Here is a 25112-nt window from a genome sequence, read left to right as displayed (position 1 = left end):
GCTGGTGGAGGGCCCGATCTTTCGATCGCGTGTTTGATCGGCTTATGCACGGCGGATGGCCGGCAATCAAGCTCTCACTTTTACGGGCAAGCTCTCACTTTTGCGGGGCGGGTTCGATTAGATCCCAGAGATTGCCGTAGAGATCGGCAAAGACAGCAACCGTGCCATAGACCTCATGACGCGGCTCTTCGCGGAACTCAACGCCATGCTCCAGCATGCGGGAATGGTCGCGGGCAAAATCATCGGTTCTGAGAAAGAAGCCGACGCGGCCACCGGCCTGATGGCCGATCGCGGCTTTCTGAGCCTCGCCCTCTGCCTTGGCCAGCAGAATGCCGGCTCCGTCGCCGCCGGGCGGCTTGACCACGAGCCAGCGCTTGCCTTCCGGCTGCGGGCTGTCTTCTAGGCAATCAAAGCCGAGACCGTCGCAATAGAAGCCCTTCGCCCGGTCGTAGTCGTCAACCAGAAGCGAGATCAAAAACAGGGAACGGGCGGTCATGGCTACTCCTCAGCTCAGATGCGCAAATCGTCTTAGGCCGGCCGGCGCCTTCAGCGCAAGACCCCGGCCCACCAAGCGAATCACCACCTTTGAAGCTGTAAAGGCAAATGCGCTTCAAATTTGACACAATTTTAGAAATAAAAAACCAAGCGGCACAGTCTTGATAGTCTTACTTGAAACTTATTTTCCGGAGAGTCATCATGCGCGTGTTTCCATGTCTCGTTTTTGGCTGTATTTTGACGTTCACCCTGCATTCAACGGCAAGTGCAGTGGATGCCAAAAAACGGCACTTCTTCATGCCGAAAAACGACTATAGCAATACTTACACTCTACAACGCATCAGCGTCCGAGCGAGCTGTTTTCCGACCAAACTGCGGGCTATCCTCGCCCATATCGCAAGACAGACCGGGGGGCAGCCGATGGTCACATCCGGGCACCGGCCGCGGTCGGGTCGATCTCAACACAGTCGCTGCTATGCCGCTGATATCCGTGTGCCCGGCGTGCCGGAGCGGAAAATACTGGCGGCCGCCGCAAGCGCACCCGGCATTGGAGGCATCGGCCGATACTGCAACGGCATGGTGCATGTCGATATCGGCCCGAAACGCCGATGGGTTCACTGCTAGCGCCAGTCATTGTTCGATGACAGCCGATTTTAAGCCTTAGGCTTACGCCTGATGTTGCGCCGGATCATGCCAAAGTCCGCGCCGCCGATGAGGAAGGCCGTGGCGAAATAGACCGGCATAGCGATGACAATCAGCAAGGCCAAGGTCGAGACCTGTTCGACCAGCGAACTGGACGGCATCAGAGAAGCGCTCCAGCGATCCGACAGATAGACCAATACGCCCGCCATCACGCCAGACGCCATGATCAGGCGCAGCGTACGGGTGACCAGCGCCCATTCGAAGACCAGATGGCCGCGCCAAAGCAGAACCGAAAACAGCAGGACCGTGTTGGTCCAGCCTGCGGCGGCCTCGGCGATCGCGATGCCGCTTTCCTCGAAATGGGGGAAAAGCGTGATGGCAAGGCCCGTATTCAGCGCCACCGAAATCATGGTGAAGCGCATCGGCGTCTTCGTGTCCTCGCGGGCATAGTAACCCGGCTGCAATGCCTTGATCAGCACGAAACCCGGCAGGCCTATACCGTAGATGGCGAGGATGCCGGCGACAACTGCGGTATTCTGTTCGGTAAAGGCGCCGCGCTCGTACAGCACGCGGATGATTTCGTCTGACAGAACCCAGATCGCGGCGGCGGCCGGAAGCGTCAGGAAGAGAACGAACTCGATCGAGCGGTTCTGCAGATTGCCGGCCTCTTTCATGAAGCCGGCTTTCAGCGCACGCGCGAGTTCAGGCAGGAGCACGATGCCGACGGCAACGCCCACGACACCCAGCGGCAACTGATAGATACGATCGGCATATTGAAGGGCGGAAATTGCACCTTCCTTGCCCGATGCAATAGCCTGGCCGATCAGTTGGTTGATCTGGGTGATGCCACCTGTGACGGCCGCCGGGATGGCCAGAACCAGAAGGCGCTTGACGTTCGCGGTATAACGTGGCCGGCGAAATCCGATCTTGATCCCGGCATGGCGAACCCCAAGATAGACCACGGCAAGTTGCAGCAGACCTGCAGCCAGCACAGACCAGGACAAATACCAGGCCGTCAGCGACGGATCCGACCCGGTCCAGAGCGCCCAGCCAAGGGCTCCCATCATCAGGATGTTGAGAAAGATCGGCGCGATGGCGGCCGCAAAGAAGTGATGCAGCGAATTCAGCATTCCGCTCATCATAGCCGTCAACGACATGCACATGAGATAGGGGAACATAACGATCGCCAGACGCACGGTCAGCGAGAATTTCTCCGCATCGTCGACAAAGCCGGGCGCGATCACCCACTCGACCAGAAGCGGCATCGACAGCTGCATGCCGATCGTGATGACCAGCAGGACGGAAAACAGGACGCCGAACACTTCCTCCGAGAACCGCTTGGCGCCATCGATACCGTTTGCCTCGATTTCCTTGGCGAACAGCGGCACGAAGGCAGCGTTGAAGGCGCCCTCGGCGAAGAGGCGGCGAAACAGATTGGGGAAGCGGAAGGCGGCGTAGAAAACGTCGGCGATCGGACCGGTACCGAGCGCCGCCGCCATCAGCGTTTCACGGGCAAAGCCGAAGACACGGCTTCCCAGCGTCGCGCCGCCGACGGTCATGAATTTCTTGACGAGGCTCATTCAGGCCCGGGCTTTCTTCTGGATCACAGGGCTGCGTTGTGCCGGCGCAGCGATGGCGGAAGACTGTGGCGCTTCCTTGTCACGCGGCTCCTCGCCCCCTTCCGTCATCACTGCCTTCAAACGGTTGACGATGTTGGCCTGACGATTTTCGTTGGTCACCTTCTGTCCGACCAGATCCATCACGTAGAAGGTGTCGATGACCTTCTCACCGAAGGTGGTGATGCGTGCCGAATGAATGTCGAGCGAAAGATCGGCAAGCGCTGCCGTGATTTCCGCCAGGAAGCCGATGCGGTCGAGGCATTCGACTTCGATTACTGTGAACTTGTTCGACAGGCTGTTGGAAATGCGCACATCCGGCTGGACCGGGAAGGTCTTGTTCTTCTTCTTGCCCTTCGAGCGGGTGGCAATGACTTCCGGCAGGCGCTTGCTGCCGGACAGCACATCCTCGATCATCTTGCCGATGGTCGCGGCACGGCGCATCTCGTCGTCGTCGATCGGGAATTCCCGGTTGATCAGGATCGTATCGAGGGCGCGGCCATCCGACGTCGTGAAGATCTGCGCATCGGCGATGTTTGCGCCGGCAGCGGCGCAGGCGCCAGCAATGATCGACAGCAGGCGCGGATGGTCGGGCGACAGCACCGTGATTTCGGTGATGGCATGAAAGGAATGAGTGCGCACCATGGTCGCGAGCGCCTTGCGTGCCTTGTCTGCCTGGCGGATGAACCGCGTATGGCGAACCTGGTCCTCCAGGTCGACCGACAGCAAATAGGGCTCATAGTGAAGCTTGGTATAGGTCTTCTGGTCCTTCTGGCTCCAGCCTTCCAGTGCCTTGGTCAGTTGTTCGGCAGCGTGCTTGGCCCGCTCCTTGCGGGAGACCTGGCTGAAGCCGCCTGACAGCAACAATTCGGTCTCGTAATAGAGCGTGCGCAGCAACTGGCCCTTCCAGCCGTTCCAGACACCTGGTCCGACGGCGCGGATATCGCAGATCGTCAGCACCAGCAGCATTTTCAGCCGATCGAGCGACTGCACCTTTTCGGCAAAGTCGGTAATCGTCTTGCGGTCGTGCAGGTCGCGGGTCTGGGCAACCATCGACATCAACAAATGCTGGTCGATCAGCCAGGCGACCATTTCGGTCTGCTTGGGGGACAGGCCGAGACGCGGGCAGAGCTTGCGCGCCACCTTGGCGCCGGCGATGGAATGATCTTCCTGACGGCCCTTGGCGATGTCATGCAGAAGCACGGCAACATAGAGCGTCTGGCGATCCTCGATCTCCGGCATCAGCTTGTTGGCGAGCGGATGGATCTCTTCGGCCTTGCCCTTGTCGATCTCCGACAGGACTTCCAACGTGCGGATCAGATGTTCGTCGACAGTGTAGTGATGATACATGTTGAACTGCATCATCGAGACGATCTTGCCGAACTCCGGAATGAAGCGGCCGAGAACACCGGCCTCGTTCATGCGGCGCAGGATGAAGCCCGGATCACGGCGCGAGGTCAGGATCGCCAGGAACAGGCGGTTGGCCTCCTCGCTTTCGCGGAAATCATTGTCGATCAGCGACAGCGACCGGGTGACGGCCTTCAAGGCATCCGGATGGAATTCGAGGCCATTGATGTCGGCCACATGGAAGAGCCGCATGATCGACATGGGATCGCGCTTGAAAACGTCCGGATCGGCAAGCGCGATGCGGCCGCGATCATCAATGAATTCCGCAGCACCGGCGATCTTGCGCGGACGGTTGGCAAAACGGCCGATCATGCCGCCAATGCCGGGCACGGCCTTGGCCTGCTGATCCTCCAGTGCTGCGGAGAAAATGCGCGTCAGATCGCCGACGTCCTTTGCCACCAGGAAGTAGTGCTTCATGAAGCGTTCGACGGCAGACAGGCCAGGCCGGGCCTGATAGCCCAGGCTTTTCGCGATCTCGGGCTGAATGTCGAAATAGAGACGCTCCTCCGGCTTGCCGGTCAGATAGTGCATATGGCAGCGCACGGCCCAGAGGAAATCATCCGCCTTCTCGAACAGGCGCCATTCATGGCGCGACAGAACACCGAGGCGGACGAGTTCGCGGGTGTCGCGGACATGATAATTGTACTTGGCGATCCAGAACAGGGTCTGAAGATCGCGCAGCCCACCCTTGCCTTCCTTGACGTTGGGCTCGACCAGGTAACGGCTGTCGCCGGCCTTGCGGTGGCGTTCGTCGCGCTCGGCGAGTTTGGCCGCGATGAATTCTGGGGCGGTATTGGTGGTGACTTCCTGGTCGAAGCGGCGCTGCAACTCATCGACCAGCGGCTCGCTGCCGCAGACGAAACGGGTTTCGAGAATGGCTGTGCGGATGGTCATGTCGGACTTCGACAGCCGGATGCTTTCCTCGACCGTGCGGGTCGCATGACCGACCTTGAAACCGATGTCCCAGAGCAGGTAGAGGACGAACTCAACCGCCTTATGCATGTTCGGCGTCGTCTTGGCCGGCATCAGGAATAGCAGATCGATATCGGATCCCGGCGCCAGTGTGCCACGGCCATAACCGCCGACAGCCGCAACAGCGACACCATCCGCATCATTGGGATAGACATGGGTCGCAGCGATCCTGAAAATCACCGAGATCAACTGATCCTGGATCCAGGAAATGTTGTTGGCGCATTTCATGCCACTGCCATCAGCGAACAGCTGGAGCCTTGCCACTTCCCGCGCGTCGGCACTCGCCTTTTTCAGGATCGGCAGCAGCTTGGCGCGGACCTCGAGCAGATTTTCGGAATGCGATCGGGCAACCGCTTCACAGGACGCGATGAGGGCGTTGACGTCGAGCAGATCTTCAAATGCGATTTCAGCTTTTGCCATGTGTCGGGCATGCTTTCTGGCTGTCCGGATCATCGGCTCCGGTTTCGGATGGCGCTATAACGCCTTTCCGGCGCGTTTGACAGGCACCTTACCCCTCAAGACTTGCCAAGTTGTTTCTTGAGATCATAGAGCGCATCCAGTGCCTGACGAGGGGTGAGGTCGTCAAGATCCAGTGACTTCAAGGCTTCCTCCACCTTGGAGGGCCCGGCCTTGCGGGCATCCTCCCGGCGCACGGCCACCTGAAAAAGCGGCAGGTCGTCGATCAATTGGGCTGCCGGGTTCTTGCGGTCGGTATCCTCCAGCTTGGCCAGCACATCGCGGGCACGGGCGACCACAGCTGCCGGAAGGCCGGCGAGACGCGCAACCTGGATGCCATAGGAGCGATCTGCGGCACCGGGGCCGACCTCGTGCAGGAAAATGACGTCGCCGTCCCATTCCTTGACCCGCATCGTCACGTTCGACATGCGCGCCAGCTTTTCCGACAGGGCTGTCAGCTCATGGAAATGGGTGGCAAACAGCGAGCGGCAGAGATTGACCTCATGCAGATGCTCGACTGCCGCCCAGGCGATCGACAGACCGTCGAAAGTAGCCGTGCCGCGACCGATCTCGTCGAGGATCACCAATGAGCGATCGGTTGCCTGGTTGAGGATTGCCGCCGTCTCGACCATCTCGACCATGAATGTCGAGCGGCCACGGGCGAGGTCGTCGGACGCGCCGACACGCGAGAACAGCCGATCGACCACGCCGATATGGGCCGCACCCGCCGGCACGAAAGAACCCATCTGGGCCATGATGGCGATCAGTGCGTTCTGTCGCAGGAAGGTCGATTTACCACCCATATTGGGACCGGTGAGCAACCAGATCGCGCCATTGCCGCCGGATTTTTCCGGCGACAGATCGCAATCATTGGCGATGAACGGACTGGCCGCCTGGCGGCGCAGTGCCTGCTCGACGACCGGATGGCGCCCGGCGGTAATCTGGAACATGCGGCTGTCGTCGACGATCGGGCGGCAATAGCCCTGCTCCTCGGCCAAGGATGCGAGGCCGGCCGCGACATCGATCACGGCGAGCGCGCGGGCGGCAGCCTTGATCGGCTCGGCAGCGGCCACCACGTCTGCGACCATGCGACCAAAAGCCTCCAGCTCGATCGCCAGCGCCTGGCCGGCGGCATTGGCGATGCGGCTTTCGAGATCGGCGAGTTCCGTCGTTGTGAAGCGCATGGCATTTGCCATGGTCTGGCGATGGATGAAGCGGGCTTTCCCCTCATCATTGTCGGTCATCGGGCCTGCGTTTCCGGCGGTGACCTCGATGAAATAGCCGAGCACATTGTTATGCTTGATCTTCAGCGACTTGATACCGGTTTCCTCGGCATATTGCAGCTGCAGACCGGCGATCACCCGGCGCGACTGGTCGCGCAAGGCGCGGATCTCATCGAGTTCGGTCACGGCGCCTTCGCGCAGAAAGCCGCCATCGCGTTTCAGCAGCGGCAATTCATCGGCGAGCAACTCCGACAGTCCGCGGCCGAGATCCTGCGGCAGGGCCTGAAGATCGGCCATTGCATCGGTCAACTCTTTCGGCAGAAGGGCCTGCGCCAGAAGGGTTGCCACTTCGGCCGATGCCGTCAGACCATTGACGATACCACCCAGATCGCGCGGACCTCCGCGGTCCAGCGCCAGACGCGACAGGGCGCGGGGCATGTCGGGCACCCGCTTCAACGCATCGCGCAGACTGTCAATCAACTGGCTTTCGCTCAGCAGGAAGGCAACCGAATCCTGCCGCGCGGCAATCGCCTGGGGATCGGTCAGCGGCGACATCAGGCGTTCGGCGAGCAGACGGGCGCCGCCGCCGGTCACCGTGCGATCGACGGCCTTCAGCAGCGAGCCGTTGCGATCGCCCGACAGGGTTTTCACCAGCTCGAGGTTGGCGCGGGTGGCCGGATCGATGAACAGGGTCGAGGCGGCGTTCTGGCGCTCGGGCAGGCCGAGCGGCGGGCGCTCGGCAATCTGGGTCTTTTCGACATAGGCGACGGCTGCCGCGGCGGCGGCAATCTCCGCGCGGGAAAAGCTGCCGAAGCCATCCAGCGTGCCCACGCCGAAATAACGAGCGATCCGCCCCTCGGCGCTGGCGCTGTCGAACAATACGCCGGGCTGCGGCACGACGACTCGACCGAGCACGTCGAAGGCGGGTTTCAGCTCATCGTCATGAAACAACGTGTCCGGTACGATCAGTTCGCGGGGCTCGATACGCAGAATGTCCGCGAGAAGACGCGTCTCCGTCGTTTCCGCCAAGCGAAAGATGCCGGTCGAGATATCGATCCAGGCGAGCGCCAGTTGCGGCGCGCTGCCCCCGCGAATGCGGGCGAGCGCCATCAGGTAATTGGATTCGAACGGCGACAGCAGTTTTTCTTCGGTCAGCGTTCCGGGGGTCACGAGGCGCACGACGTCACGCTTGACCACGGATTTCGAACCGCGCTTCTTGGCCTCGGCCGGATCCTCGATCTGTTCACAGACGGCAACCCGGAAACCGAGGACGATCAGCTTCTGCAAATAGTCGTCTGCTGCATGAACCGGCACGCCGCACATGGGAATGTCATGGCCGAGATGCTGGCCGCGCTTGGTCAGCGTTATGCCAAGTGCGCGCGAGGCATCGACGGCATCCTCAAAGAACAACTCGTAGAAATCGCCCATTCGATAAAAGAGCAGGCTCCCCGGATTGGCGGCCTTGATCTCGATATACTGTTCCATCATCGGCGTGGCGGATGCACGGCTTTCCTCCGAGGCAAGCGTTGCCACGTTCAGGATCTCGTTGTGGGTGGATGAATGGATCGTCACTGGCCAATGTTTTCTTGATGATAAAGTCGTGCAACACTAACGACCTGCGCTGCAGAAAAACAACATGATGGGCCGACGACAACGAAGCTGCCCACAACAAGCTGAGGGGAAACATGCCGATCGACAAGAAAACTGTTCGCACGCGCGTCTCGGTCACCGAACAGGAAGCGCTCGACTTCCACTCGCAGGGCCGCCCCGGCAAACTGGAAATCACGCCGACAAAGGCCATGGCCACGCAGCGCGACCTGTCTCTGGCCTATTCGCCCGGCGTTGCCGTGCCGGTCAAGGCGATCGCCGCAGATCCAGCGACGGCCTATGACTACACCACACGCGGCAATATGGTCGCGGTCATTTCCAACGGCACCGCCATCCTCGGCCTCGGCAATCTAGGCGCACTGGCTTCCAAGCCAGTGATGGAGGGCAAGGCGGTGCTGTTCAAGCGCTTTGCCGACGTCGACAGTATCGATCTCGAGGTCGACACGGAAAATGTCGACGAGTTCATCAATTGCGTGCGCTATCTCGGCCCATCGTTCGGCGGCATCAACCTCGAAGACATCAAGGCGCCCGATTGCTTCATCATCGAAAGCCGGCTGCGCGAATTGATGGACATCCCGGTTTTCCACGACGACCAACACGGCACGGCGATCATCGCAGCCGCCGGCCTGATCAATGCACTGGAACTCACCGGCCGTGACTTCAAGACCACCAAGCTAGTCTGCAATGGCGCAGGGGCTGCCGCGATCGCCTGCATCGAACTGATCAAGGCGATGGGCTTCAACGGCGACAACATCATCCTCTGCGACACCAAGGGCGTGATCTATCAGGGGCGCATCGAGGGTATGAACCAGTGGAAATCGGCGCATGCGGTCAGGACCGATCGCCGGACATTGAGGGAAGCGATGGAAGGTGCCGACGTCGTGCTCGGATTGTCGCAGAAAGGCGCATTCTCGGCCGACATGATCGCCTCGATGGCGCCGAACCCGATTATCTTCGCCATGGCTAATCCCGATCCGGAAATCACGCCGGAAGAGGTCGCCGAAATCCGCGACGATGCAATCATGGCAACCGGTCGGTCGGACTATCCGAACCAGGTGAACAATGTTCTCGGCTTTCCCTACATCTTCCGCGGGGCGCTCGATGTTCGCGCCAGCCAGATCAACGATGCGATGAAAATTGCCGCCGTGCGCGCGCTTGCCGACCTGGCGCGCGAGGACGTGCCGGACGATGTGGCCGCCGCCTATCAGGGCCAGCGCCCGCGTTTTGGACCGCAATACATCATTCCGGTCCCCTTCGACCCCCGACTGATCTCCGCCATTCCGGTGGCCGTCGCCAAGGCTGCGATGGAGACCGGTGTTGCAAGAAAAGAGATCGACGATCTCGGCGCCTATGCGCATGAATTGTCTGCCCGCCGCGACCCGATCGCGGCGGCCACCCAGCGTATCTACGAGCATGTGCGCAGTCATCCGAAACGCGTCGTCTTTGCCGAGGGCGAGGAAGAGCAGGTAATGCGCGCGGCCATCGCCTTTGCCAATCAGGGGCTCGGCACCGCCATCCTGCTCGGCCGCGACGAACCGCTGAAGGCAACAGCGGAACGCGCCGGCATCGATCTGGATCGCCCGGGCATCGAGGTGGTCAATGCCCGCGTCTCGACAAGGGTCGATGCCTATACCGAGTATCTCTATGCCCGCCTACAGCGAAAGGGATATCTGCACCGTGATGCCCAGCGCCTGATCAACACGGACCGCAATCACTTCGCCGCCTGCATGGTGGCCCTTGGCGACGCCGATGCGATGGTGACGGGCACGACACGCAACTATTCGACGGCGCTCGAAGACGTGCGCCGCTGCATCGATACGGCACCCGGCCACAGGGTTATCGGCGTTTCCCTGGCCTTGGCGCGGGGCCGCACCATCCTGGTCGCCGACACTGCCGTGCATGACATGCCGACGGCCGAGGAACTGGCTGACATTGCCGAAGAAGCGGCCGGCGTCGCGCGCCGCCTCGGTCTCGAACCGCGCGTGGCGCTGCTTGCCTATTCGACCTTCGGCCATCCGACCGGAGAGCGCTCGGAGCGGTTGCGCGAGGCGGTCAAGATCCTCGACAATCGCCATGTCGACTTCGAATACGACGGCGAGATGGGCGCGGATGTGGCACTCAACGGCCACCGGATGGAGCAGTATCCATTCTGCCGGCTCTCGGGCACGGCGAATGTCCTGGTCATGCCGGCGATCCATTCTGCGGCGATCTCGACCAAGATGCTGCAGGAGCTGGGCGGCCTCACCGTGATGGGTCCTCTGCTGGTCGGCCTGGAGAAATCAGTACAGATCGCCCAGATCGGCGCCAAGGACAGCGATATCGTCAACATGGCGGCAATCGCCGCCTACAATGCCAGCGCCTGATCCCTGATCAGGCCAGAAGAGGAGCGGCTTTTGCCAGCCGCTCCATGTCTTCCTCGAGCTCGGTGCGCAGCCAGCGCTTGAAGGTTTCGACCTTGCAGATGCGGCGCGCAGTGTCCGCCACAACAAAATAGTGGCCAAAGCCGGTTTTGACCGGAGGTCCGAAAGGCGCAACCAGTTGCCCATGCTGCAACTGGTGCGAGGCGAGTGTCTGCCAGGCCATCATTACGCCCTGCCCGGCAATCGCCGCATCAAGGCAGAGCGAGGCTTCGCTATAGACATGCCGGGCCTGTATTTCAGTACCGGCAAGGCCGACAGACGACAGCCAGACATCCCAGGTGAACATTGCCCGACCGTCGACGATCTTCGGCAGTTTTATCAGGTCGGCGGGTGTTTGCAGTCCCTCAGCCATGGCTGGTGTGCAGACCGGGAAGATCCGCTGCTGTAGGATGAGTTCTGAGCGGCAGCCGGGCCAATGGCCACGCCCGACGCGAATGCACAGATCGACATCGGAAAAGGTCGGGTCCTTCAAACGATCGGTGGCATCGATCCGCAGGCTGACATCGGGGAAGCGCTCGGAAAAGGCACTGATGCGGTGCACCAGCCAGCGGGCGGCAAACACCGGCGCAACCGAAATCGTCAGGACCTGATCGTCACTGCGCTGCGCCAGCGCCACGGCACCCGACAGGTGCCTCAGCCCTTCCGTAAGGCGGGCAAGGATATCGGATGCGGTGTCGGCTGCCACCATGCCACGGTTCGTACGCTCGAAAAGCTGACGCCCGAGCTGCTGTTCCGTCTTGATGACCTGCTGGCTGACGGCACCAACCGACACTCCTAGCTCGTCGGCTGCCGATTGCAACGAGCCCAGGCGACTGACGGCTTCCACGGCGCGCAGACCGTTCAAATGAACCTGATTGAGATTTCGCATATAGAAAAGCTATAGCGAAACGGCCGAAATCTCAATTGAAGCATGAGCAGGATTGCAAGAAAACGATAGGATCCAAGCATCTCACGGCCTGAAAACCCGCAAGAAAGGCGAAGTGATGTTCAAGTTTTTCTGGAAAACGATAATATCTGCCAACCGTCAGACCAACCAATCTTGGCGGCATGATCCGCTGGGCCAGCCCGATCTGAGCGGGCTATCCATGCGGCAACTGGCCGATCTGCCTATCCCGCCGGAGGTTTTGCCGGCACTGCGTGACGAGAGGCAGCCAAAGGCTACCACCAACACATCATCGACGCTGCAAGGCTGCGGCTGCTAGCTGGCAAAGCGGCCTGCATCCGCGCCATAATAATTGACGTAGCGGTCGGAAATGCTGGCGATCGGCAGGACGATCAGCACGTCCGTTGTGTTGAAGGCATGATCGACAACCGCACCATTGCTGACCATGGCGCCCAGACGCAGATAGCCCTTGATCAGGGGCGGCATGGCTGACAGTGCGCGCCGCGCATTGATCGCCTCTGAGGGCATCAGGTCCATTTCGCGGTAGAGTTCGGGGCGGGCGCTGACCGCCCATTCACCCTTGGCGACCGCATTCTGATACAGGAACGACAAAGCCAGCGCGTGTTCTTCCGGGCGTATGCCAGGGAAGGAACCGCAGCCGAACATGCCATCGACCCGGTGCTGCAATGCGTAGGCCCAGCAACCCTGCCACAAAAGCTCAACCGTGCGCTTGGTGCGATATTCAGGCAGGACGCAGGAGCGGCCAAGCTCCATGAAACGCTTTTCCGGATGGCGGTCGAGCAATTCGCCGATGGCAAACTCCGCGCCGGAGTAGAAGCCACCATGGGCACGTGCCACCTCGTGGCGCAAAAGCCGATACGTGCCGACAATCTGGTCCTCGGCATCGCCTTCGATCGAACGGTCCAGAACCAGAAGATGGTCGCAAAGCGCATCCCAGGCATCCACTTCGCGCTCGCGGCGTGCGCCTTCCGGGCTGATCTGGGCCTTCATTTCCTCGACGAAGACGCGGTAGCGTACGGCCTGAGCCGCATCGATCTCGCGCTCCGTGCGCGCCAACCGGGTTTCCAGCGAGCCTATGCGGCCGAGAAGCCCCGGATTGAGCGAACCCGGCGCCTTGGTAGGCGCCGGCTGCTGATCAAGCAATGATCCACGATCGATTAATTCCAAGCTCATCGCGATAAATCCGGCCTCGTTTTCCCGCGTCATAAACCACGAATCTGCGACAGGAAAGTGACACATCGGGCATGCGACCCGGGCGCTCACTCTTCGCTCGGCTTGGCTTTCCGATGGCTGATAATCTCGTCGATCAGGATGCAGAGAGCGCCGAGCGTGATGAAGCTATCGGCCAGATTGAAGACCGCAAAAGACCAGCTCTGGGTGTAGAAAAGAATGTAATCGACAACATGGCCATAGACGAAGCGATCGACCAGGTTGCCGAAGGCGCCGGCAATGATCATCGCAAAGCCGAGATGAGCGAAGTGATGATCCGGCCCCGTCTTGCGCCAGAGCCACACGACGAAGGCGACGATCAGCAGGCGAAGCCCGACAATGAACCAGCCATCGGCATCCGACAGCATGGAGAAGGCGACACCGAGATTGTGGGTGCGATACAGCCCGAGATAAGGGACGACCGGCACCAGTTCGTGCATCGGCAGATAGATCTCGACGGCATATTTGATCGCCTGATCGAGGATCAGCGCCGCGATGATGAAAATCGCGACCGGCAGTGGTCGGTTGAATGCAGCCAGCATCGCTTACTTCGCTCCATCCAGCTTGAGCAGATGACGGCGAACCTCAAACAACATGACGCCGGTTGCAACGGCCAGATTGAGCGAATCCGCCATGCCGACCTGGGGAATACGGGCCAGCGCATCGGCAGCCTCAGCGAGTTCGTCCGGCAGGCCGGACTGCTCGTTGCCCATCATCAGGATGACCGGCTTCGAGCGATAATCGATCGTGCGATAGTCGACCGCGCCGGCGAGATGGGTGGCAACGAGGCGGGCGCCGGATCCCTTTTTCCATTTGAGGAATTCTACCGGCGTCGCCTTGATCAGCGGCACGGCAAACATCGAGCCCATGGTGGCGCGAACGGTTTCCAGCGAGAACGGATCGGTGCAATCACCAACGAGGATGACGCCGGAGGCGCCGGCGGCATCGGCGGTGCGGATGATCGTGCCGAGATTGCCCGGATCCCGGACACGGTCCAGTGCGATCCAGGTCTGGCCGTCGCTCGGCGCGACATCTCTCAGCGACGTCCAACGCTGCTCGAAGACGGCCGATACCATCTGCGGATTGTCGCGGCGGGTGATCGCGGACATGACCTTTTCGCTGACTTCCAGCACGAGGCCACCGGAGGCGACCGTACGGGCCGCAACCTTTTCAACTAGCGGCTTGCCCTTGCCGGCCTTGGCATAGACCAGGGTGCGGATCGTCCAGCCCAGTTCGAGCGCATCGATGACCAGCTTCAGGCCTTCGGCGAGGAATGTCCGGCTTTCGTCGCGGCTCTTCTTTTGCGACAGTGCCTTGATGTCCTTGACGATCGGATTGGCAAGGCTGGTGACTTCCTTCACCTGACCGACGCGGCGCGCGCCTTCCTGTCTGAAATCATCGGTCATTTCGGCACCCAGCGACTAAAGAGAGAGGTTGAAAGCGCCCGGCCCGGCGTCTTGCCGTCGAGGCCGGCTTCTCGGATGACCAGTTCGCCGGATTCCACCAGTCCACGCTTGCCGCGCATGGTTTCGCGCATCAGTTCATGGATCGAATAGAAGCTGGCGCGGATCGAATAGGCGGTCAGCACAAGGCCATGGGCCTTCGGCGACAGAAGCTCGCGGCAGATGTCGAGCATGACAGGCAGATGCTCGAACAGGTGCCAAACTTCGCCGTTTGGCCCGCGGCCGAATTTCGGCGGATCGGTCAGGATGATATCATATTGGTTGCCCCGGCGCTCCTCGCGCAGGATGAACTTCATCGCATCCTCGCAGATCCAGCGGATCGGCGCCTTGTCGAGGCGGCTCAGAGACTGGTTTTCCCGCGCCCAGCCGATCGCTTTCTTCGACGCGTCGACATGGGTGACTTCGGCTCCCGCTGCAGCTGCGACGAGCGATGCAACGCCGGTGTAGCCAAACAGGTTGAGCACCTTCAGCGGACGTCCGGCCTGCTCGATCTGGCTCTTCATCCAGGCCCAATGGGCAATCTGCTCGGGAAAGACCCCGACATGGCGAAACGCGGTAAACCGACCGAGGAAATCGACGCCAAGAAGCGACAGTGGCCAGGTTTCACCGAGCGCCTCGCTGGGAAACCGCCAGCGACCCATACCGTCTTCGTCGGTATCGCCAGTGAAGATTGCTGTCGCATTGTCCCAGACATGGGCAGGCAGGGCCTTCGGCCACAGCGCCTGTGCTTCCGGGCGGACAATGCGGTAGGGACCATATTGCTCCAGCTTCAGGCCATCGCCGCTGTCGATCAGATGGAAATCCCCGGCGCCAGCCGATTCCAGGATCAGCGGAACGCGCTCGGCCGGGCGCTCGCCACTGCGCAGCATCAAGGGGCGCGCAGGCTCGGCCGCGATGGTTTCAACTTGCGTCTCGCGGCCGTTGTGAGCCGGCGCAGAAAGCTTCGCCGGACGCGGCTTCTGCTCGTCGCGACGCTGCGGGCGATCGTAGTTTGTTGGGGCCGCAGGCTTCGCCCTGGCAGGCTTGCCACTCGGCTTGCCGCCTTGGCCGCGATCGGCTCTCGCCGTGGTGCCTGCCGGCGGCTTTCCACCGGGGCGGCGTTCCTTATTTTTCACGTCATCTATCCGTGGGTGCGTGCTCTTGTGGCGCTGCCCATATCATTCCAGCAGAGGAGCGAAAAGCGATTTTGCCGACAAATAGGCGAAGTTGTCCCCGATATGCCTACTTCGACGCGATCGACGGCAGGGAACTGCCGGCAATCTGTTCCGCACGGGTCTTGTGGCGGTCAGCTTCGGCCTGCCAACGCTGGGCGGATCGGCTCTCGTTGCGGGCACGCTTGCGATACTTGCTTTGCGAGAACCAGGTGACAACGGCACCGATCACGACGCCGAGAATGACCGCCAGGATCAGCAGCATGAACAAGGGGGCCGACAGCGAAAGTGCCTGGTCGGCAGGATTGAAGGGATTGAGCGCCAGGCTGACGGACTGCCGGTTGGCGACGGCAAGAACGATCAACAGAATGCCAAGCGGAATGAAGACCACTAGAGTGAACAGTTTCCGGACCATGGCGGCACTCCCTGTGATTTGTTCGCCATGTCAGGACACGGCGCTTACGCCACCCAAGTTAATCACCGGGCCGACTTTTTCAATCCGGCTGTACGATCATTCGTCGTCTTCGTCGCCCATTCCGGGGTTCAGACGCTCGCGAAGCTCCTTGCCGGTCTTGAAGAACGGCACCCATTTCTCCTCGACAAAAACGGTTTCGCCGGTGCGCGGATTGCGACCGGAGCGGGAGGGACGGTTTTTGACGGAAAATGCACCAAACCCGCGAAGTTCGACGCGGTTGCCGCCAGCGAGTGCGTCAGTGATCTCATCCAACACGGCATTGACGATGTTTTCGACATCCCGGTGGTAGAGATGCGGATTGCGGGCCGCGACAATCTGCACAAGTTCCGATTTAATCACGCGCGCTCCCCCTGAGTTTCTCAAATGTTCTGATCGCCGCTAACGTTGCCAAACCAAAAAAGCCCAGTCAAGGAACAACTTAACCGCCGGATGCAGCAAATGCGAAGGCTATGACAGAAATCACAAATGCAGGCGGACCGCTACCGCCAATTTTGGCTTATGCTTCTATGGGTCGCAAATTGGCCCCATCGCCATGCAAACTTGTAATTGGCGTGTGAAAATCCATATTGGCATTCACGGATTTAAATGCGAAACGTCGGCTCCGGGCGACGTCATCGACACGATGCGCGCTCTATCAGACGGATTTTCCTTATGTTGCAACGGACAGACGAGAGTGCGCAGGCCGCCGGGCAGTCGCCTGGGGCGATCGCCTATCGCAAGGCGGCGAGCCATTCGACGCGGGTACGGCGGCTGAAGGTGCTGCTGCCGGTCGGCGCGGCACTCATATCCTTCATGTTTATCGGCGTATCGATCGTCCGCGCCTATCTGCCGGAAAACCTGGAGATCGCGTCCGCGAAGATTGAAAACGGCAAGGTCGTGATGGAAAAGCCCGCCATTTCCGGGCGCAATGCCGATGGCGTCAGCTATTCGATGCGCGCCGAGCGGGCGCTGCAGGACATCAAGAACCCGAACATCATTGCGCTCGAGACGATCGCTGCGGCCGTGCCGGTAAACGACAAGATCATTGCCCGTGTCGAGGCAATCGGGGGCATCTTCGACCGCGGTTCCGAGTTCCTCAATCTCGACAAGCCATTTACGCTGAACCTCAACAGCGGCCTCGACGCCCAGTTCCAATCGGCACGTCTGAACATCAAGGGCGGCACGATGGAAACCTCCGATCCGGTCGCAATCCAGACCAAGGGCGCTTCGATTGTTGCGAAGTCGCTCAATATAACGGATAAGGGGCGAACAATCACATTCACGGGCGAGGTACGGGTCAACATAGAGCCGTCAGCGCTTCGTCAAAACGGGTCAATGGAAGCCGCCAAACCATGATTTCTAGCCGCTCCCCCAAGCTCTCCATCGCCGGCCACGTGTTGCTGCTGGGCGTTTTGTCCTGCATATCGACCTCGGCCTTCGGCCAGGCAAAGAGCAGCCAGATGGACGGCATGAAGCTTTCCAACGACCAGCCGATCCAGATCGAAAGCGACGCGTTGGAAATTCGCGAGCAGGAGAAGAAGGCTTTCTTCACCGGCAATGTCAAAGTCGTGCAGGGCGCGACCACATTGCAGGCGGGCGCGATGACGGTTTTTTATCGCGGTGAAGGCACAAGCGTCACCCAGGGCAATGCCGACATCGAAAAGATCGATGTGATGGAAAAGGTCTTCCTGTCGTCGGGCACACAGCAGGCAACGGCGGACAAGGGCTTCTTCGACATGACGAAGCAGGTTTTCGTTCTGGAAGGTGACCGCGTTGTGCTGTCGGAAGGCCAGAATGTTTTCGTGGGCTGCAAGCTGACCGTCCAGATGACCTCTGGCCAAGCCAAGCTCGACAGCTGTGGCGGACGGGTACAGATCCAGCTCGACCCTAAATCGCAGAAAAAGCAGTGACGGGATCGGTCTGAACGTGCAAATCCCATTTTTTTCGAAGAAGGCCGGCAGCCCGGCGGACGCGGCTGCGGCCAGCCCCGTGCTGAAGGGCGACAAGTCGCGCTACGAAGGCACGTTGATTGCCCACGGGCTGACCAAGACCTACAATACGCGTCGCGTCGTCAATGGCGCATCCCTCGTGGTTCGCCGGGGTGAGGCCGTCGGCCTGCTTGGCCCGAACGGGGCTGGCAAGACAACCTGCTTCTACATGATCACCGGCCTGGTTCCGGTTGATGCCGGCACGATCACGATCAATGGCAACGACGTCACGTCCATGCCGATGTATCGACGTGCGCGCCTCGGCGTGGGCTATCTGCCGCAGGAAGCGTCGATCTTCCGCGGCCTGTCGGTCGAGGACAATATCCGGGCCGTGCTCGAAGTGCATGAAAGCGATCGCCGCAAGCGTGAAGCCAAGCTCGATGAACTGTTGCACGAATTCCACATCGAGAAATTGCGCAAATCAGCAGCTGTCGCCTTGTCCGGCGGCGAGCGCCGTCGTCTCGAGATCGCACGTGCGCTGGCCACCGATCCAACTTTCATGCTGCTCGACGAGCCGTTTGCCGGGGTCGATCCGATTTCCGTCTCCGACATCCAAAATCTGGTGCGGCACTTGACGGCACGCGGCATTGGCGTTTTGATCACGGACCATAACGTCCGCGAGACATTGGGACTGATCGATCGGGCCTATATCATTCATGCCGGCGAAGTGCTGACCCACGGACGGGCGAACGATATCGTCAACAATGCCGATGTTCGTCGTCTCTATCTCGGCGACAAGTTCAGCCTTTAAGGGCCTCCGGACCAATAAAACTCCTCCGCATCCCCTCCTGCGACTTGACCAAACTGAAATAAAAAGCAATTTTTGGGCCAAGTGGATTTTGCCCGTCATGAAAGACGGGAATTATCGGGGGATGTAGGGGAGTCTAGCGTCGATCATGGCCTTATCCGCCAATCTTTTCCTGCGACAAAGCCAGTCATTGGTGATGACACCGCAGCTGATGCAATCGATTCAGCTGCTGCAGATGACGCATATCGAACTGATGCAGTTCATCTCCCAGGAAATCGAACGCAACCCGCTGCTTGAAATGGTGGCAGATGATGGCGATTTGGGCGGCGACAGTGCCGATCCGACGGACAGGCCACCGCCGATCTCCGCAGAGACACATCATGCCAATGACGACGCGCCCGCCGCGCCCTCACTCGACAGTGACTGGTATGAGGAAAATGGCAATGCCAGCCTGAACGACCGGCTGGATGCCAATTTCGACAATGCATTTTCCGATGAAGGTTCCGCGGTGCGACCCGATGCGCCGGAACTGCTCAGCCAATGGAAGTCGATGCCGGGCAATTCCGGCGAGACGGGCGAGGGTTTCGACCTTGACGACTTCGTCGCCGGGCAGATCAGCCTGCGCGATCACCTGAACCAGCAAATTCCGTTTGCGCTCAACAACGATGCCGATCGGCTGATTGCCGCCATTCTGGTCGATCATCTCGATGAAGCCGGCTATCTGCGCGCCGATCTCGGCGAAGTGTCATCGCGGCTGGGACGCGACCGGCATGCGATAGAGCTGGTGCTGGAAACCCTGCAGACACTGGAGCCGGCCGGCGTCTTCGCCCGGACGCTGAGTGAATGCCTGGCCATACAGCTTCGTCAGCGCGATCGGTACGATCCGGCGATGGCAGGCCTGGTCGAGAACCTCGAGCTTCTCGCGAAACGCGATTTCAACACACTGAAAAAGATCTGCGGCGTCGACGAGGAAGATCTCATCGATATGCTGGCCGAGATCCGCAAACTAAACCCCAAGCCTGGCAGCAATTTCGAACACAGCGCAACGGAATCGGTGACGCCGGACATCGTCGTGCGACCTGATCCGCTTGGCGGCTGGAAGGTCGAACTCAATCCGGACGCCCTGCCCCGCGTGCTGGTCAACCAGAACTACATGGCAGCGGTCGGTCGACAGGGCGGCACCAAGGATAGCGGTGATCAAGCCTTCATGTCGGAATGCCTGCAGAGCGCCAACTGGCTGACACGCAGCCTCGACCAGCGCGCCAAGACGATCATGAAGGTGGCCGTGGAAATTGTGCGGCAGCAGTCGGCCTTTCTCGAGCAAGGCGTCGACCATCTCAGGCCACTCAACCTCAAGATCGTTGCCGATGCGATCAAGATGCATGAATCAACCGTGAGCCGCGTCACGACAAACAAATACATGATGACGCCGCGCGGTCTCTTCGAGTTGAAGTATTTCTTCAGCGTCTCGATCGCGTCTGCCGAGGGCGGTGATACCCACTCCGCCGAAGCGGTGCGCCATCGCATTCGCATGATGATCGCGCAGGAAAGTACAGAAGCCGTCCTGTCCGATGACGACATTGTGTGCACCCTGAAATCGAGCGGCGTCGACCTGGCCCGGCGAACCGTGGCAAAATATCGCGAGTCGATGAATATCCCCTCCTCCGTGCAGCGACGCAGGGAGAAGCGCGCCATGGCCAAAGTGCCTGCAATCTAGGGTCTTCACCGCGCGAAACTTACCTGAATCTTAACAGTGCATTGACTTTCGACGGGATGAAAGCTAGAAGCCCGCCGCAATCGAACGCGCATACTCTTGCTTGAAACTTATCCCCAGCACACGTCCATCGAACGAGGCATCAGATTCATTGGTTCGCTCGAAAAGCTTGGACGCGGACGTGGCTTGGCGTAAAATGGTCTCTGCAAATCGACGATAGATTTGCAAACCAACGATAAGAAGGGAAACTCCATGAGTGTGCGTGTATCCGGCAAGCAAATGGAAATCGGCGAGTCGTTCCGGCAGCGGATCGAACAGCGGATCGAAGATGCGGTGACCAAATACTTCGACGGAGGGTATTCGAGCCAGATCGTCGTGACGAAGTCGCAATCGCGGTATGCCGCAGATTGCCTCGTTCATCTCGACGCAGGCGCTAACCTTCATGCCGCTGGCGAGGCAAATGATCCTCAAGTGGCTTTCGACACGGCGTTTGAGCGTATTGAAAAGCGCCTTAGACGCTATAAGCGCAGGTTGAAGGATCACCATGCGGTCGGCGTTGCCGGCACATCGATTGAAGTTGCCTATACCGTCATGGATTCATTTCCGGACGAGCACGAAGACGAGGTGCCGGAAGATTATGCACCCACGATCGTTGCAGAAAGCACCAAAAAGCTGAGGACGATGTCGGTCGCCTCGGCCGTCATGGCGCTGGATATGACTGACGAGCCTGTTCTCCTGTTCAGAAGTCCGGGAACAGAAGAAGTAAACATCGTATACCGTCGCAATGATGGTAATATCGGGTGGATCGATTCCGCCAACATCAAAGGCTGAAGAAGCACAACGGCGGGCGAATTCCATTCTGGCACTCGCCCGCCGCTCGTCTCTCCGGCATGAAGGAAGTTGATATGGCCTTGGCAGATTTGCTGCAACAGGATGCTGTCGTACCCGCCCTCAGGGTGAATTCGAAGAAGCAACTGCTTCAGGAACTTGCGGCAAAAGCCTCGAAGTTGACCAATATTCCCGAACGGGAAATATTTGATGTCATCCTGCAGCGCGAGCGCCTCGGCTCCACCGGGGTCGGCAATGGAATTGCCATTCCGCATGGCAAGCTCAACCGAATTACACAGATTACCGGCGTCTTCGCCCGGCTCGAAACGCCGGTGGATTTTGAGGCGCTGGACGATCAGCCCGTCGATCTGGTGTTTCTGCTGCTTGCCCCGGAAGGTGCCGGCGCGGATCATCTCAAGGCCTTGTCCCGCATTGCCCGTGTCCTGCGCGACCAAGACCTCGTGGCCAAGCTGCGCGCAACCGATTCCGCTTCGGCGATCTTCACCTTCCTCAATCAGGAACATGCGTCCAACGCCGCCTGAAGCAATCTGTCACGGACATAAAAAAAGCGCCCGCGATGGGCGCTTTTTTTTGTTTCATGCATGGCTTGAGGCTCAGGCCTTGCCGGCAGCGTCTGCCGTTGCGTCGATCTTTGGGCCGCCCTTGGCGACACCGACCATGGCCGGGCGCAGCACGCGCTCGCCGATGGCGTAACCGGCCTGGACGACCTGGACGACGGTGCTGTTGGGCACATCCGGGTTCGGCACTTCAAACATCGCCTGATGGAAATTGGGGTCGAATTTCTGACCGACCGGCTCGATCTTGCGGATGCCATGACGCTCCATCGTCGCCAGCATGCCACGCTCGGTCATTTCCACACCCTCGATCAGAGCGGCCAGACCGGCGTCTGCCGTCGTGCGGGCTTCCTCCGGCAGGGCTTCAATCGCGCGGCGCAGATTGTCCGAAACCGACAACATGTCGCGCGCAAAGCCAGTGACGGCATAGGACTTGGCGTCCTTGATCTCGCGATCCGTCCGGCGGCGAAGATTGTCCATTTCGGCGGCCAGACGCAGGAAGCGATCCCGCAAATCCGCATTTTCTGCCTTCAGAGCATCCAATGGATCCACGTCCGGTTCGTTTTCGACGATGATCTGCTCTTCTGCTGCATCGGGCATGGTCGCCTCGGCAGCCGCCGTGTCAGGTCCATTCTTGTTGGTCTCATCGGTCATGACGGTCTCCGAATTATTGTCATTGTTCGAATTCTGAGTTTCGAATTTGTGCCCGATATCAGGGTTTGTCGCGCAAAAATCAAGGCGTGGAGGGGAAAGAAGCGCTTATCGGCCGGAACGCGCCAGACGCGCCATGAGCTGGGCGGTGTAATCGACCATCGGCACGATGCGGGAATAATTGAGCCTTGTCGGGCCAATCACCCCCACGGCACCAACGATGCGATCCTCGCCATCGCGATAGGGTGCCACGATCAGCGACGACCCGGACAGCGAGAAAAGCTTGTTTTCCGAACCGATGAAGATGCGCACGCCCGGTCCGGTTTCGGCAAGATCGAGGATCTCGATCAGGCTTTCCTTGCGCTCCAGATCGTCAAAAAGCAGGCGCAGCCGATCCACGTCTTCGGAACCCGCAAGCCCCTCGAGCAGATTGGCGCGTCCGCGCACGATCAGTCGCGTCGGCTTCTGATCGCCAAGACCGCCTGACCAGACGGCCAGACCGCGCTCCACCAGATCCTGCGACAGGGCATCCAGCTCGCCGGCAACCTGCGTCTTCAGCTTTTCCAGCTGGCCACGCAGCTCCGACAGGGTCTGGCCGGCGAGATTGGCATTGAGGAAATTCGCAGCTTCGGTCAACTGCGAAGCGGTGATGCCGGCTGGAAGTTCAATGATGCGGTTCTCGACCTGGTTATGCTCACCCACCAGAACAGCCAGCGCCTTGGTCGGCTCCAGCCGAATGAACTCGACATGCTTCAACACCGGATCATTCTTGGACGAGATCACCAGGCCCGCGCCACGCGACAGGCCCGACAGCATGCGGCTTGCCTCGGTCAGCATGGTTTCAATCGGCTGATCCGCGCTGGGCGGCCGGATCTGGCGCTCGATCGTGCCGCGCTCTTCTTCGGAGAGATCGCCCACCTGCATGAAGGCGTCGACGAAGAAGCGCAGGCCAAGCTGGGTCGGCAGGCGACCAGCACTGATATGCGGCGCATAGATCAGGCCGAGGCCTTCAAGATCGCTCATCACATTGCGCACGGAGGCCGGTGACAAGGACATCGGCAGCAGGCGTGACAGGTTGCGCGAGCCGAGCGGATCACCGGAATCGAGATAGGTCTCGACAATACGCCGAAAGACCTCCCTGGAGCGGTCGTCCAGCGAGGAGGAAACGTCGGTGACTGTATGCGTCGGTGCAACCATTATCGGAGCAAGCACTGTGTGCAGTGTTTCATGAAAGGAAATATAGTCACTCTGCCCTCGATCACAAAGGCCAAATTCCGCAAGGCGACATGGCTATTGCGCAGGATCCCGGTTTTTCATTGCAAAAGCCCGGGGCAAAACCAGATCCACCCGGCACCAGTCGACAGAACTGTTTCCATTTGGCCGGGAAAGGCTCTAGAAGGCGTCAGACAATCTAGGAGATCGCAATGCGGCCATCAGGCAGAAAAACCGACCAAATGCGCAAGGTTTCGTTCGAGCGCAATTTTTCCAAGCATGCGGAAGGCTCCTGCCTCGTCAAGTTCGGCGACACCCATGTTCTGTGCACGGCAAGCCTTGAAGAAAAGACGCCGCCATGGCTGCGCAATTCCGGCAAGGGCTGGGTGACTGCGGAATACGGCATGCTGCCGCGCGCGACCGGTGACCGGATGAAGCGTGAAGCCGCCTCTGGCAAGCAAAGTGGCCGCACGCAGGAAATCCAGCGCCTGATCGGTCGCTCGCTGCGCGCCATCGTCGATCTCGAAGCGCTGGGCGAACGCCAGATTTCGATCGACTGCGATGTCATCCAGGCTGACGGCGGCACACGTACCGCATCGATCACCGGTGCCTTCATCGCGCTCCACGACTGCCTGAAGTGGATGGAAACCCGCAACATGATCAAGGTCGAGAAGGTGCTGAAGGACCATATCGCGGCGATTTCATGCGGGATCTTTGCCAGCCAGCCGGTGATCGATCTCGATTATCTGGAAGATTCGGCTGCGGAAACGGATGCAAACTTCGTCATGACCGGTTCCGGCGGGATCGTCGAAATCCAGGGCACGGCCGAAGGCAAGCCGTTCAGCCAGGACGAGTTCCTCACCCTGCTCGGCCTTGCCCGCAATGGTATCGACGAATTGGTCGCGCTGCAGAAGCAGGCGCTCGCTTAAAACCGCAAGACAGGAAAGGTTCGGCAGGTGTCTCAATCCTTGCAAGGCGTGCTGGAGGCGGCGCTCTATGCCAGCGACCTCGACGCGGCCGAGCAATTTTACGAAACCGTCCTGGGGCTCGAAAAAATCGCGCGCCAGGGCAATCGCCATATCTTCTTCCGCTGTGGCCAGACGATCCTCTTGATCTTCAACCCGACGGAAACGCTGCAACCACCGCCCGCTGGCGCCTTGCCTGTGCCAAGTCATGGCGCAACAGGAGCAGGTCACCTGTGCTTCAAAGTGCCCGGGGAAGAGATTGCAGGCGTTTTGGCGCGATTGCAGCAGGCCGGCGTTAAGATCGAATCCGATTTTCGCTGGCCAAGTGGCGCCCGTTCGATCTATTTCCGCGATCCTGCGGGCAATAGCCTGGAATGCGCCGAACCGAAACTCTGGAATCTGGACTGATCA

The 25112-nt window shown here is 60.0% G+C and carries 24 protein-coding genes; 11 read left to right on the top strand and 13 right to left on the bottom strand.

What is annotated here, in order from left to right; genetic code table 11:
* Positions 1 to 94: 94 nt before the first annotated feature.
* Positions 95 to 496 (bottom strand): VOC family protein, encoded by a 402-nt coding sequence (locus PDO_RS13505; RefSeq protein ID WP_007602493.1) that lies wholly within the window; start codon positions 494 to 496, stop codon positions 95 to 97.
* Between the two features lie 200 nt (positions 497 to 696).
* Here PDO_RS13505 and PDO_RS27205 point away from each other — a divergent pair, with 200 nt between their 5' ends.
* Positions 697 to 1119: a YcbK family protein gene (locus PDO_RS27205; RefSeq protein ID WP_007602491.1), complete on the top strand. Its 423-nt coding sequence runs from the start codon at positions 697 to 699 to the stop codon at positions 1117 to 1119.
* Positions 1120 to 1148: 29 nt separating this feature from the next.
* Here PDO_RS27205 and murJ read toward each other — a convergent pair whose 3' ends face one another.
* The 3 genes from murJ to mutS all read right to left on the bottom strand — a co-directional run bounded on the left by murJ (position 1149) and on the right by mutS (position 8299).
* Positions 1149 to 2717, bottom strand: a complete 1569-nt coding sequence (murJ, locus tag PDO_RS13495; protein WP_007602489.1) for a murein biosynthesis integral membrane protein MurJ — start codon at positions 2715 to 2717, stop codon at positions 1149 to 1151.
* Positions 2718 to 5585 (bottom strand): [protein-PII] uridylyltransferase, encoded by a 2868-nt coding sequence (locus PDO_RS13490; RefSeq protein ID WP_037073953.1) that lies wholly within the window; start codon positions 5583 to 5585, stop codon positions 2718 to 2720.
* A gap of 62 nt (positions 5586 to 5647) precedes the next feature.
* Positions 5648 to 8299, bottom strand: a complete 2652-nt coding sequence (gene mutS / locus PDO_RS13485) for a DNA mismatch repair protein MutS (protein WP_244426447.1) — start codon at positions 8297 to 8299, stop codon at positions 5648 to 5650.
* 197 nt (positions 8300 to 8496) lie between these two features.
* Here mutS and PDO_RS13480 point away from each other — a divergent pair, with 197 nt between their 5' ends.
* Positions 8497 to 10782: an NADP-dependent malic enzyme gene (locus tag PDO_RS13480; protein ID WP_007602483.1), complete on the top strand. Its 2286-nt coding sequence runs from the start codon at positions 8497 to 8499 to the stop codon at positions 10780 to 10782.
* A 7-nt stretch (positions 10783 to 10789) separates the two neighbouring features.
* Here PDO_RS13480 and PDO_RS13475 read toward each other — a convergent pair whose 3' ends face one another.
* Positions 10790 to 11707 carry a LysR substrate-binding domain-containing protein gene (locus tag PDO_RS13475; protein ID WP_007602481.1) on the bottom strand — a complete coding sequence of 306 codons (918 nt, stop codon included), beginning with the start codon at positions 11705 to 11707 and terminating at the stop codon, positions 10790 to 10792.
* A 115-nt stretch (positions 11708 to 11822) separates the two neighbouring features.
* Here PDO_RS13475 and PDO_RS13470 point away from each other — a divergent pair, with 115 nt between their 5' ends.
* Positions 11823 to 12041 carry a hypothetical protein gene (locus PDO_RS13470; RefSeq protein ID WP_037073949.1) on the top strand — a complete coding sequence of 73 codons (219 nt, stop codon included), beginning with the start codon at positions 11823 to 11825 and terminating at the stop codon, positions 12039 to 12041.
* Here PDO_RS13470 and olsB read toward each other — a convergent pair.
* From olsB to PDO_RS13440, 6 genes are all read right to left on the bottom strand, one after another.
* Complete coding sequence (olsB, locus tag PDO_RS13465; RefSeq protein ID WP_007602479.1) at positions 12038 to 12916, bottom strand: l-ornithine N(alpha)-acyltransferase; 879 nt, start codon at positions 12914 to 12916, stop codon at positions 12038 to 12040. The genes PDO_RS13470 and olsB overlap by 4 nt on opposite strands.
* Positions 12917 to 13002: 86 nt before the next feature.
* A complete protein-coding gene (lspA, locus tag PDO_RS13460) occupies positions 13003 to 13494 on the bottom strand; it encodes a signal peptidase II (protein WP_007602464.1) in 492 nt (163 codons plus the stop codon).
* A gap of 3 nt (positions 13495 to 13497) precedes the next feature.
* Complete coding sequence (locus tag PDO_RS13455; protein ID WP_007602462.1) at positions 13498 to 14358, bottom strand: TrmH family RNA methyltransferase; 861 nt, start codon at positions 14356 to 14358, stop codon at positions 13498 to 13500.
* Positions 14355 to 15530 carry a class I SAM-dependent methyltransferase gene (locus PDO_RS13450; RefSeq protein ID WP_007602460.1) on the bottom strand — a complete coding sequence of 392 codons (1176 nt, stop codon included), beginning with the start codon at positions 15528 to 15530 and terminating at the stop codon, positions 14355 to 14357. The genes PDO_RS13455 and PDO_RS13450 overlap by 4 nt, the downstream gene beginning before the upstream one ends.
* A gap of 106 nt (positions 15531 to 15636) precedes the next feature.
* Complete coding sequence (locus PDO_RS13445; RefSeq protein ID WP_007602459.1) at positions 15637 to 15981, bottom strand: LapA family protein; 345 nt, start codon at positions 15979 to 15981, stop codon at positions 15637 to 15639.
* Between the two features lie 96 nt (positions 15982 to 16077).
* Positions 16078 to 16380 (bottom strand): integration host factor subunit beta, encoded by a 303-nt coding sequence (locus tag PDO_RS13440; protein WP_006724965.1) that lies wholly within the window; start codon positions 16378 to 16380, stop codon positions 16078 to 16080.
* A 312-nt stretch (positions 16381 to 16692) separates the two neighbouring features.
* Here PDO_RS13440 and lptC point away from each other — a divergent pair, with 312 nt between their 5' ends.
* The 6 genes from lptC to ptsN all read left to right on the top strand — a co-directional run bounded on the left by lptC (position 16693) and on the right by ptsN (position 21840).
* Complete coding sequence (gene lptC, locus PDO_RS13435; protein WP_007602454.1) at positions 16693 to 17376, top strand: LPS export ABC transporter periplasmic protein LptC; 684 nt, start codon at positions 16693 to 16695, stop codon at positions 17374 to 17376.
* Positions 17373 to 17930, top strand: coding sequence for an LptA/OstA family protein (locus PDO_RS13430; protein ID WP_007602453.1), 558 nt, complete (start codon positions 17373 to 17375; stop codon positions 17928 to 17930). The genes lptC and PDO_RS13430 overlap by 4 nt, the downstream gene beginning before the upstream one ends.
* 79 nt (positions 17931 to 18009) lie before the next feature.
* Complete coding sequence (lptB, locus tag PDO_RS13425) at positions 18010 to 18759, top strand: LPS export ABC transporter ATP-binding protein (RefSeq protein WP_192814372.1); 750 nt, start codon at positions 18010 to 18012, stop codon at positions 18757 to 18759.
* A gap of 145 nt (positions 18760 to 18904) precedes the next feature.
* Positions 18905 to 20473, top strand: a complete 1569-nt coding sequence (gene rpoN / locus PDO_RS13420; protein WP_007602448.1) for an RNA polymerase factor sigma-54 — start codon at positions 18905 to 18907, stop codon at positions 20471 to 20473.
* 249 nt (positions 20474 to 20722) lie between these two features.
* On the top strand, positions 20723 to 21301 hold the full coding sequence (gene hpf, locus PDO_RS13415) for a ribosome hibernation-promoting factor, HPF/YfiA family (RefSeq protein WP_007602446.1): 579 nt from the start codon (positions 20723 to 20725) through the stop codon (positions 21299 to 21301).
* A gap of 74 nt (positions 21302 to 21375) precedes the next feature.
* The gene (ptsN, locus tag PDO_RS13410; protein ID WP_007602443.1) at positions 21376 to 21840 is read left to right on the top strand and encodes a PTS IIA-like nitrogen regulatory protein PtsN; all 465 of its coding nucleotides are present in this window, start codon (positions 21376 to 21378) and stop codon (positions 21838 to 21840) included.
* A gap of 72 nt (positions 21841 to 21912) precedes the next feature.
* Here the strand turns inward: ptsN and grpE are convergent, their stop codons facing one another.
* Together grpE and hrcA are read right to left on the bottom strand one after the other, a co-directional pair.
* On the bottom strand, positions 21913 to 22584 hold the full coding sequence (gene grpE / locus PDO_RS13405) for a nucleotide exchange factor GrpE (RefSeq protein WP_081593185.1): 672 nt from the start codon (positions 22582 to 22584) through the stop codon (positions 21913 to 21915).
* Positions 22585 to 22632: 48 nt separating this feature from the next.
* A complete protein-coding gene (gene hrcA / locus PDO_RS13400) occupies positions 22633 to 23721 on the bottom strand; it encodes a heat-inducible transcriptional repressor HrcA (RefSeq protein ID WP_007602440.1) in 1089 nt (362 codons plus the stop codon).
* A gap of 227 nt (positions 23722 to 23948) precedes the next feature.
* Between hrcA and rph the strand changes: the two genes are divergently transcribed.
* Together rph and PDO_RS13390 are read left to right on the top strand one after the other, a co-directional pair.
* The gene (gene rph, locus PDO_RS13395) at positions 23949 to 24665 is read left to right on the top strand and encodes a ribonuclease PH (RefSeq protein ID WP_007602438.1); all 717 of its coding nucleotides are present in this window, start codon (positions 23949 to 23951) and stop codon (positions 24663 to 24665) included.
* Positions 24666 to 24692: 27 nt separating this feature from the next.
* Positions 24693 to 25109 (top strand): VOC family protein, encoded by a 417-nt coding sequence (locus PDO_RS13390; protein ID WP_007602436.1) that lies wholly within the window; start codon positions 24693 to 24695, stop codon positions 25107 to 25109.
* The last annotated feature ends 3 nt before the right edge of the window (positions 25110 to 25112 follow it).

Origin of the sequence: Rhizobium sp. PDO1-076, assembly GCF_000247475.1 — a bacterium.
Classification (GTDB): domain Bacteria; phylum Pseudomonadota; class Alphaproteobacteria; order Rhizobiales; family Rhizobiaceae; genus Allorhizobium.
Note: the sequence above shows the minus strand (reverse complement) of the source record. Positions and strands in the feature narration are given on the sequence as shown.

Excerpts from the sequence above, each read along its gene's own strand:
- PDO_RS13505 (WP_007602493.1), bottom strand. The coding sequence starts at position 496 with ATGACCGCCCGTTCCCTGTTTTTGATCTCGCTTCTGGTTGACGACTAC.
- PDO_RS27205 (WP_007602491.1), top strand. The coding sequence starts at position 697 with ATGCGCGTGTTTCCATGTCTCGTTTTTGGCTGTATTTTGACGTTCACC.
- murJ (WP_007602489.1), bottom strand. The coding sequence starts at position 2,717 with ATGAGCCTCGTCAAGAAATTCATGACCGTCGGCGGCGCGACGCTGGGA.
- PDO_RS13490 (WP_037073953.1), bottom strand. The coding sequence starts at position 5,585 with ATGATCCGGACAGCCAGAAAGCATGCCCGACACATGGCAAAAGCTGAA.
- mutS (WP_244426447.1), bottom strand. The coding sequence starts at position 8,299 with ATGATGGAACAGTATATCGAGATCAAGGCCGCCAATCCGGGGAGCCTG.
- PDO_RS13480 (WP_007602483.1), top strand. The coding sequence starts at position 8,497 with ATGCCGATCGACAAGAAAACTGTTCGCACGCGCGTCTCGGTCACCGAA.
- PDO_RS13475 (WP_007602481.1), bottom strand. The coding sequence starts at position 11,707 with ATGCGAAATCTCAATCAGGTTCATTTGAACGGTCTGCGCGCCGTGGAA.
- PDO_RS13470 (WP_037073949.1), top strand. The coding sequence starts at position 11,823 with ATGTTCAAGTTTTTCTGGAAAACGATAATATCTGCCAACCGTCAGACC.
- olsB (WP_007602479.1), bottom strand. The coding sequence starts at position 12,916 with ATGAGCTTGGAATTAATCGATCGTGGATCATTGCTTGATCAGCAGCCG.
- lspA (WP_007602464.1), bottom strand. The coding sequence starts at position 13,494 with ATGCTGGCTGCATTCAACCGACCACTGCCGGTCGCGATTTTCATCATC.
- PDO_RS13455 (WP_007602462.1), bottom strand. The coding sequence starts at position 14,358 with ATGACCGATGATTTCAGACAGGAAGGCGCGCGCCGCGTCGGTCAGGTG.
- PDO_RS13445 (WP_007602459.1), bottom strand. The coding sequence starts at position 15,981 with ATGGTCCGGAAACTGTTCACTCTAGTGGTCTTCATTCCGCTTGGCATT.
- lptC (WP_007602454.1), top strand. The coding sequence starts at position 16,693 with ATGTTGCAACGGACAGACGAGAGTGCGCAGGCCGCCGGGCAGTCGCCT.
- PDO_RS13430 (WP_007602453.1), top strand. The coding sequence starts at position 17,373 with ATGATTTCTAGCCGCTCCCCCAAGCTCTCCATCGCCGGCCACGTGTTG.
- rpoN (WP_007602448.1), top strand. The coding sequence starts at position 18,905 with ATGGCCTTATCCGCCAATCTTTTCCTGCGACAAAGCCAGTCATTGGTG.
- hpf (WP_007602446.1), top strand. The coding sequence starts at position 20,723 with ATGAGTGTGCGTGTATCCGGCAAGCAAATGGAAATCGGCGAGTCGTTC.
- ptsN (WP_007602443.1), top strand. The coding sequence starts at position 21,376 with ATGGCCTTGGCAGATTTGCTGCAACAGGATGCTGTCGTACCCGCCCTC.
- hrcA (WP_007602440.1), bottom strand. The coding sequence starts at position 23,721 with ATGGTTGCACCGACGCATACAGTCACCGACGTTTCCTCCTCGCTGGAC.
- rph (WP_007602438.1), top strand. The coding sequence starts at position 23,949 with ATGCGGCCATCAGGCAGAAAAACCGACCAAATGCGCAAGGTTTCGTTC.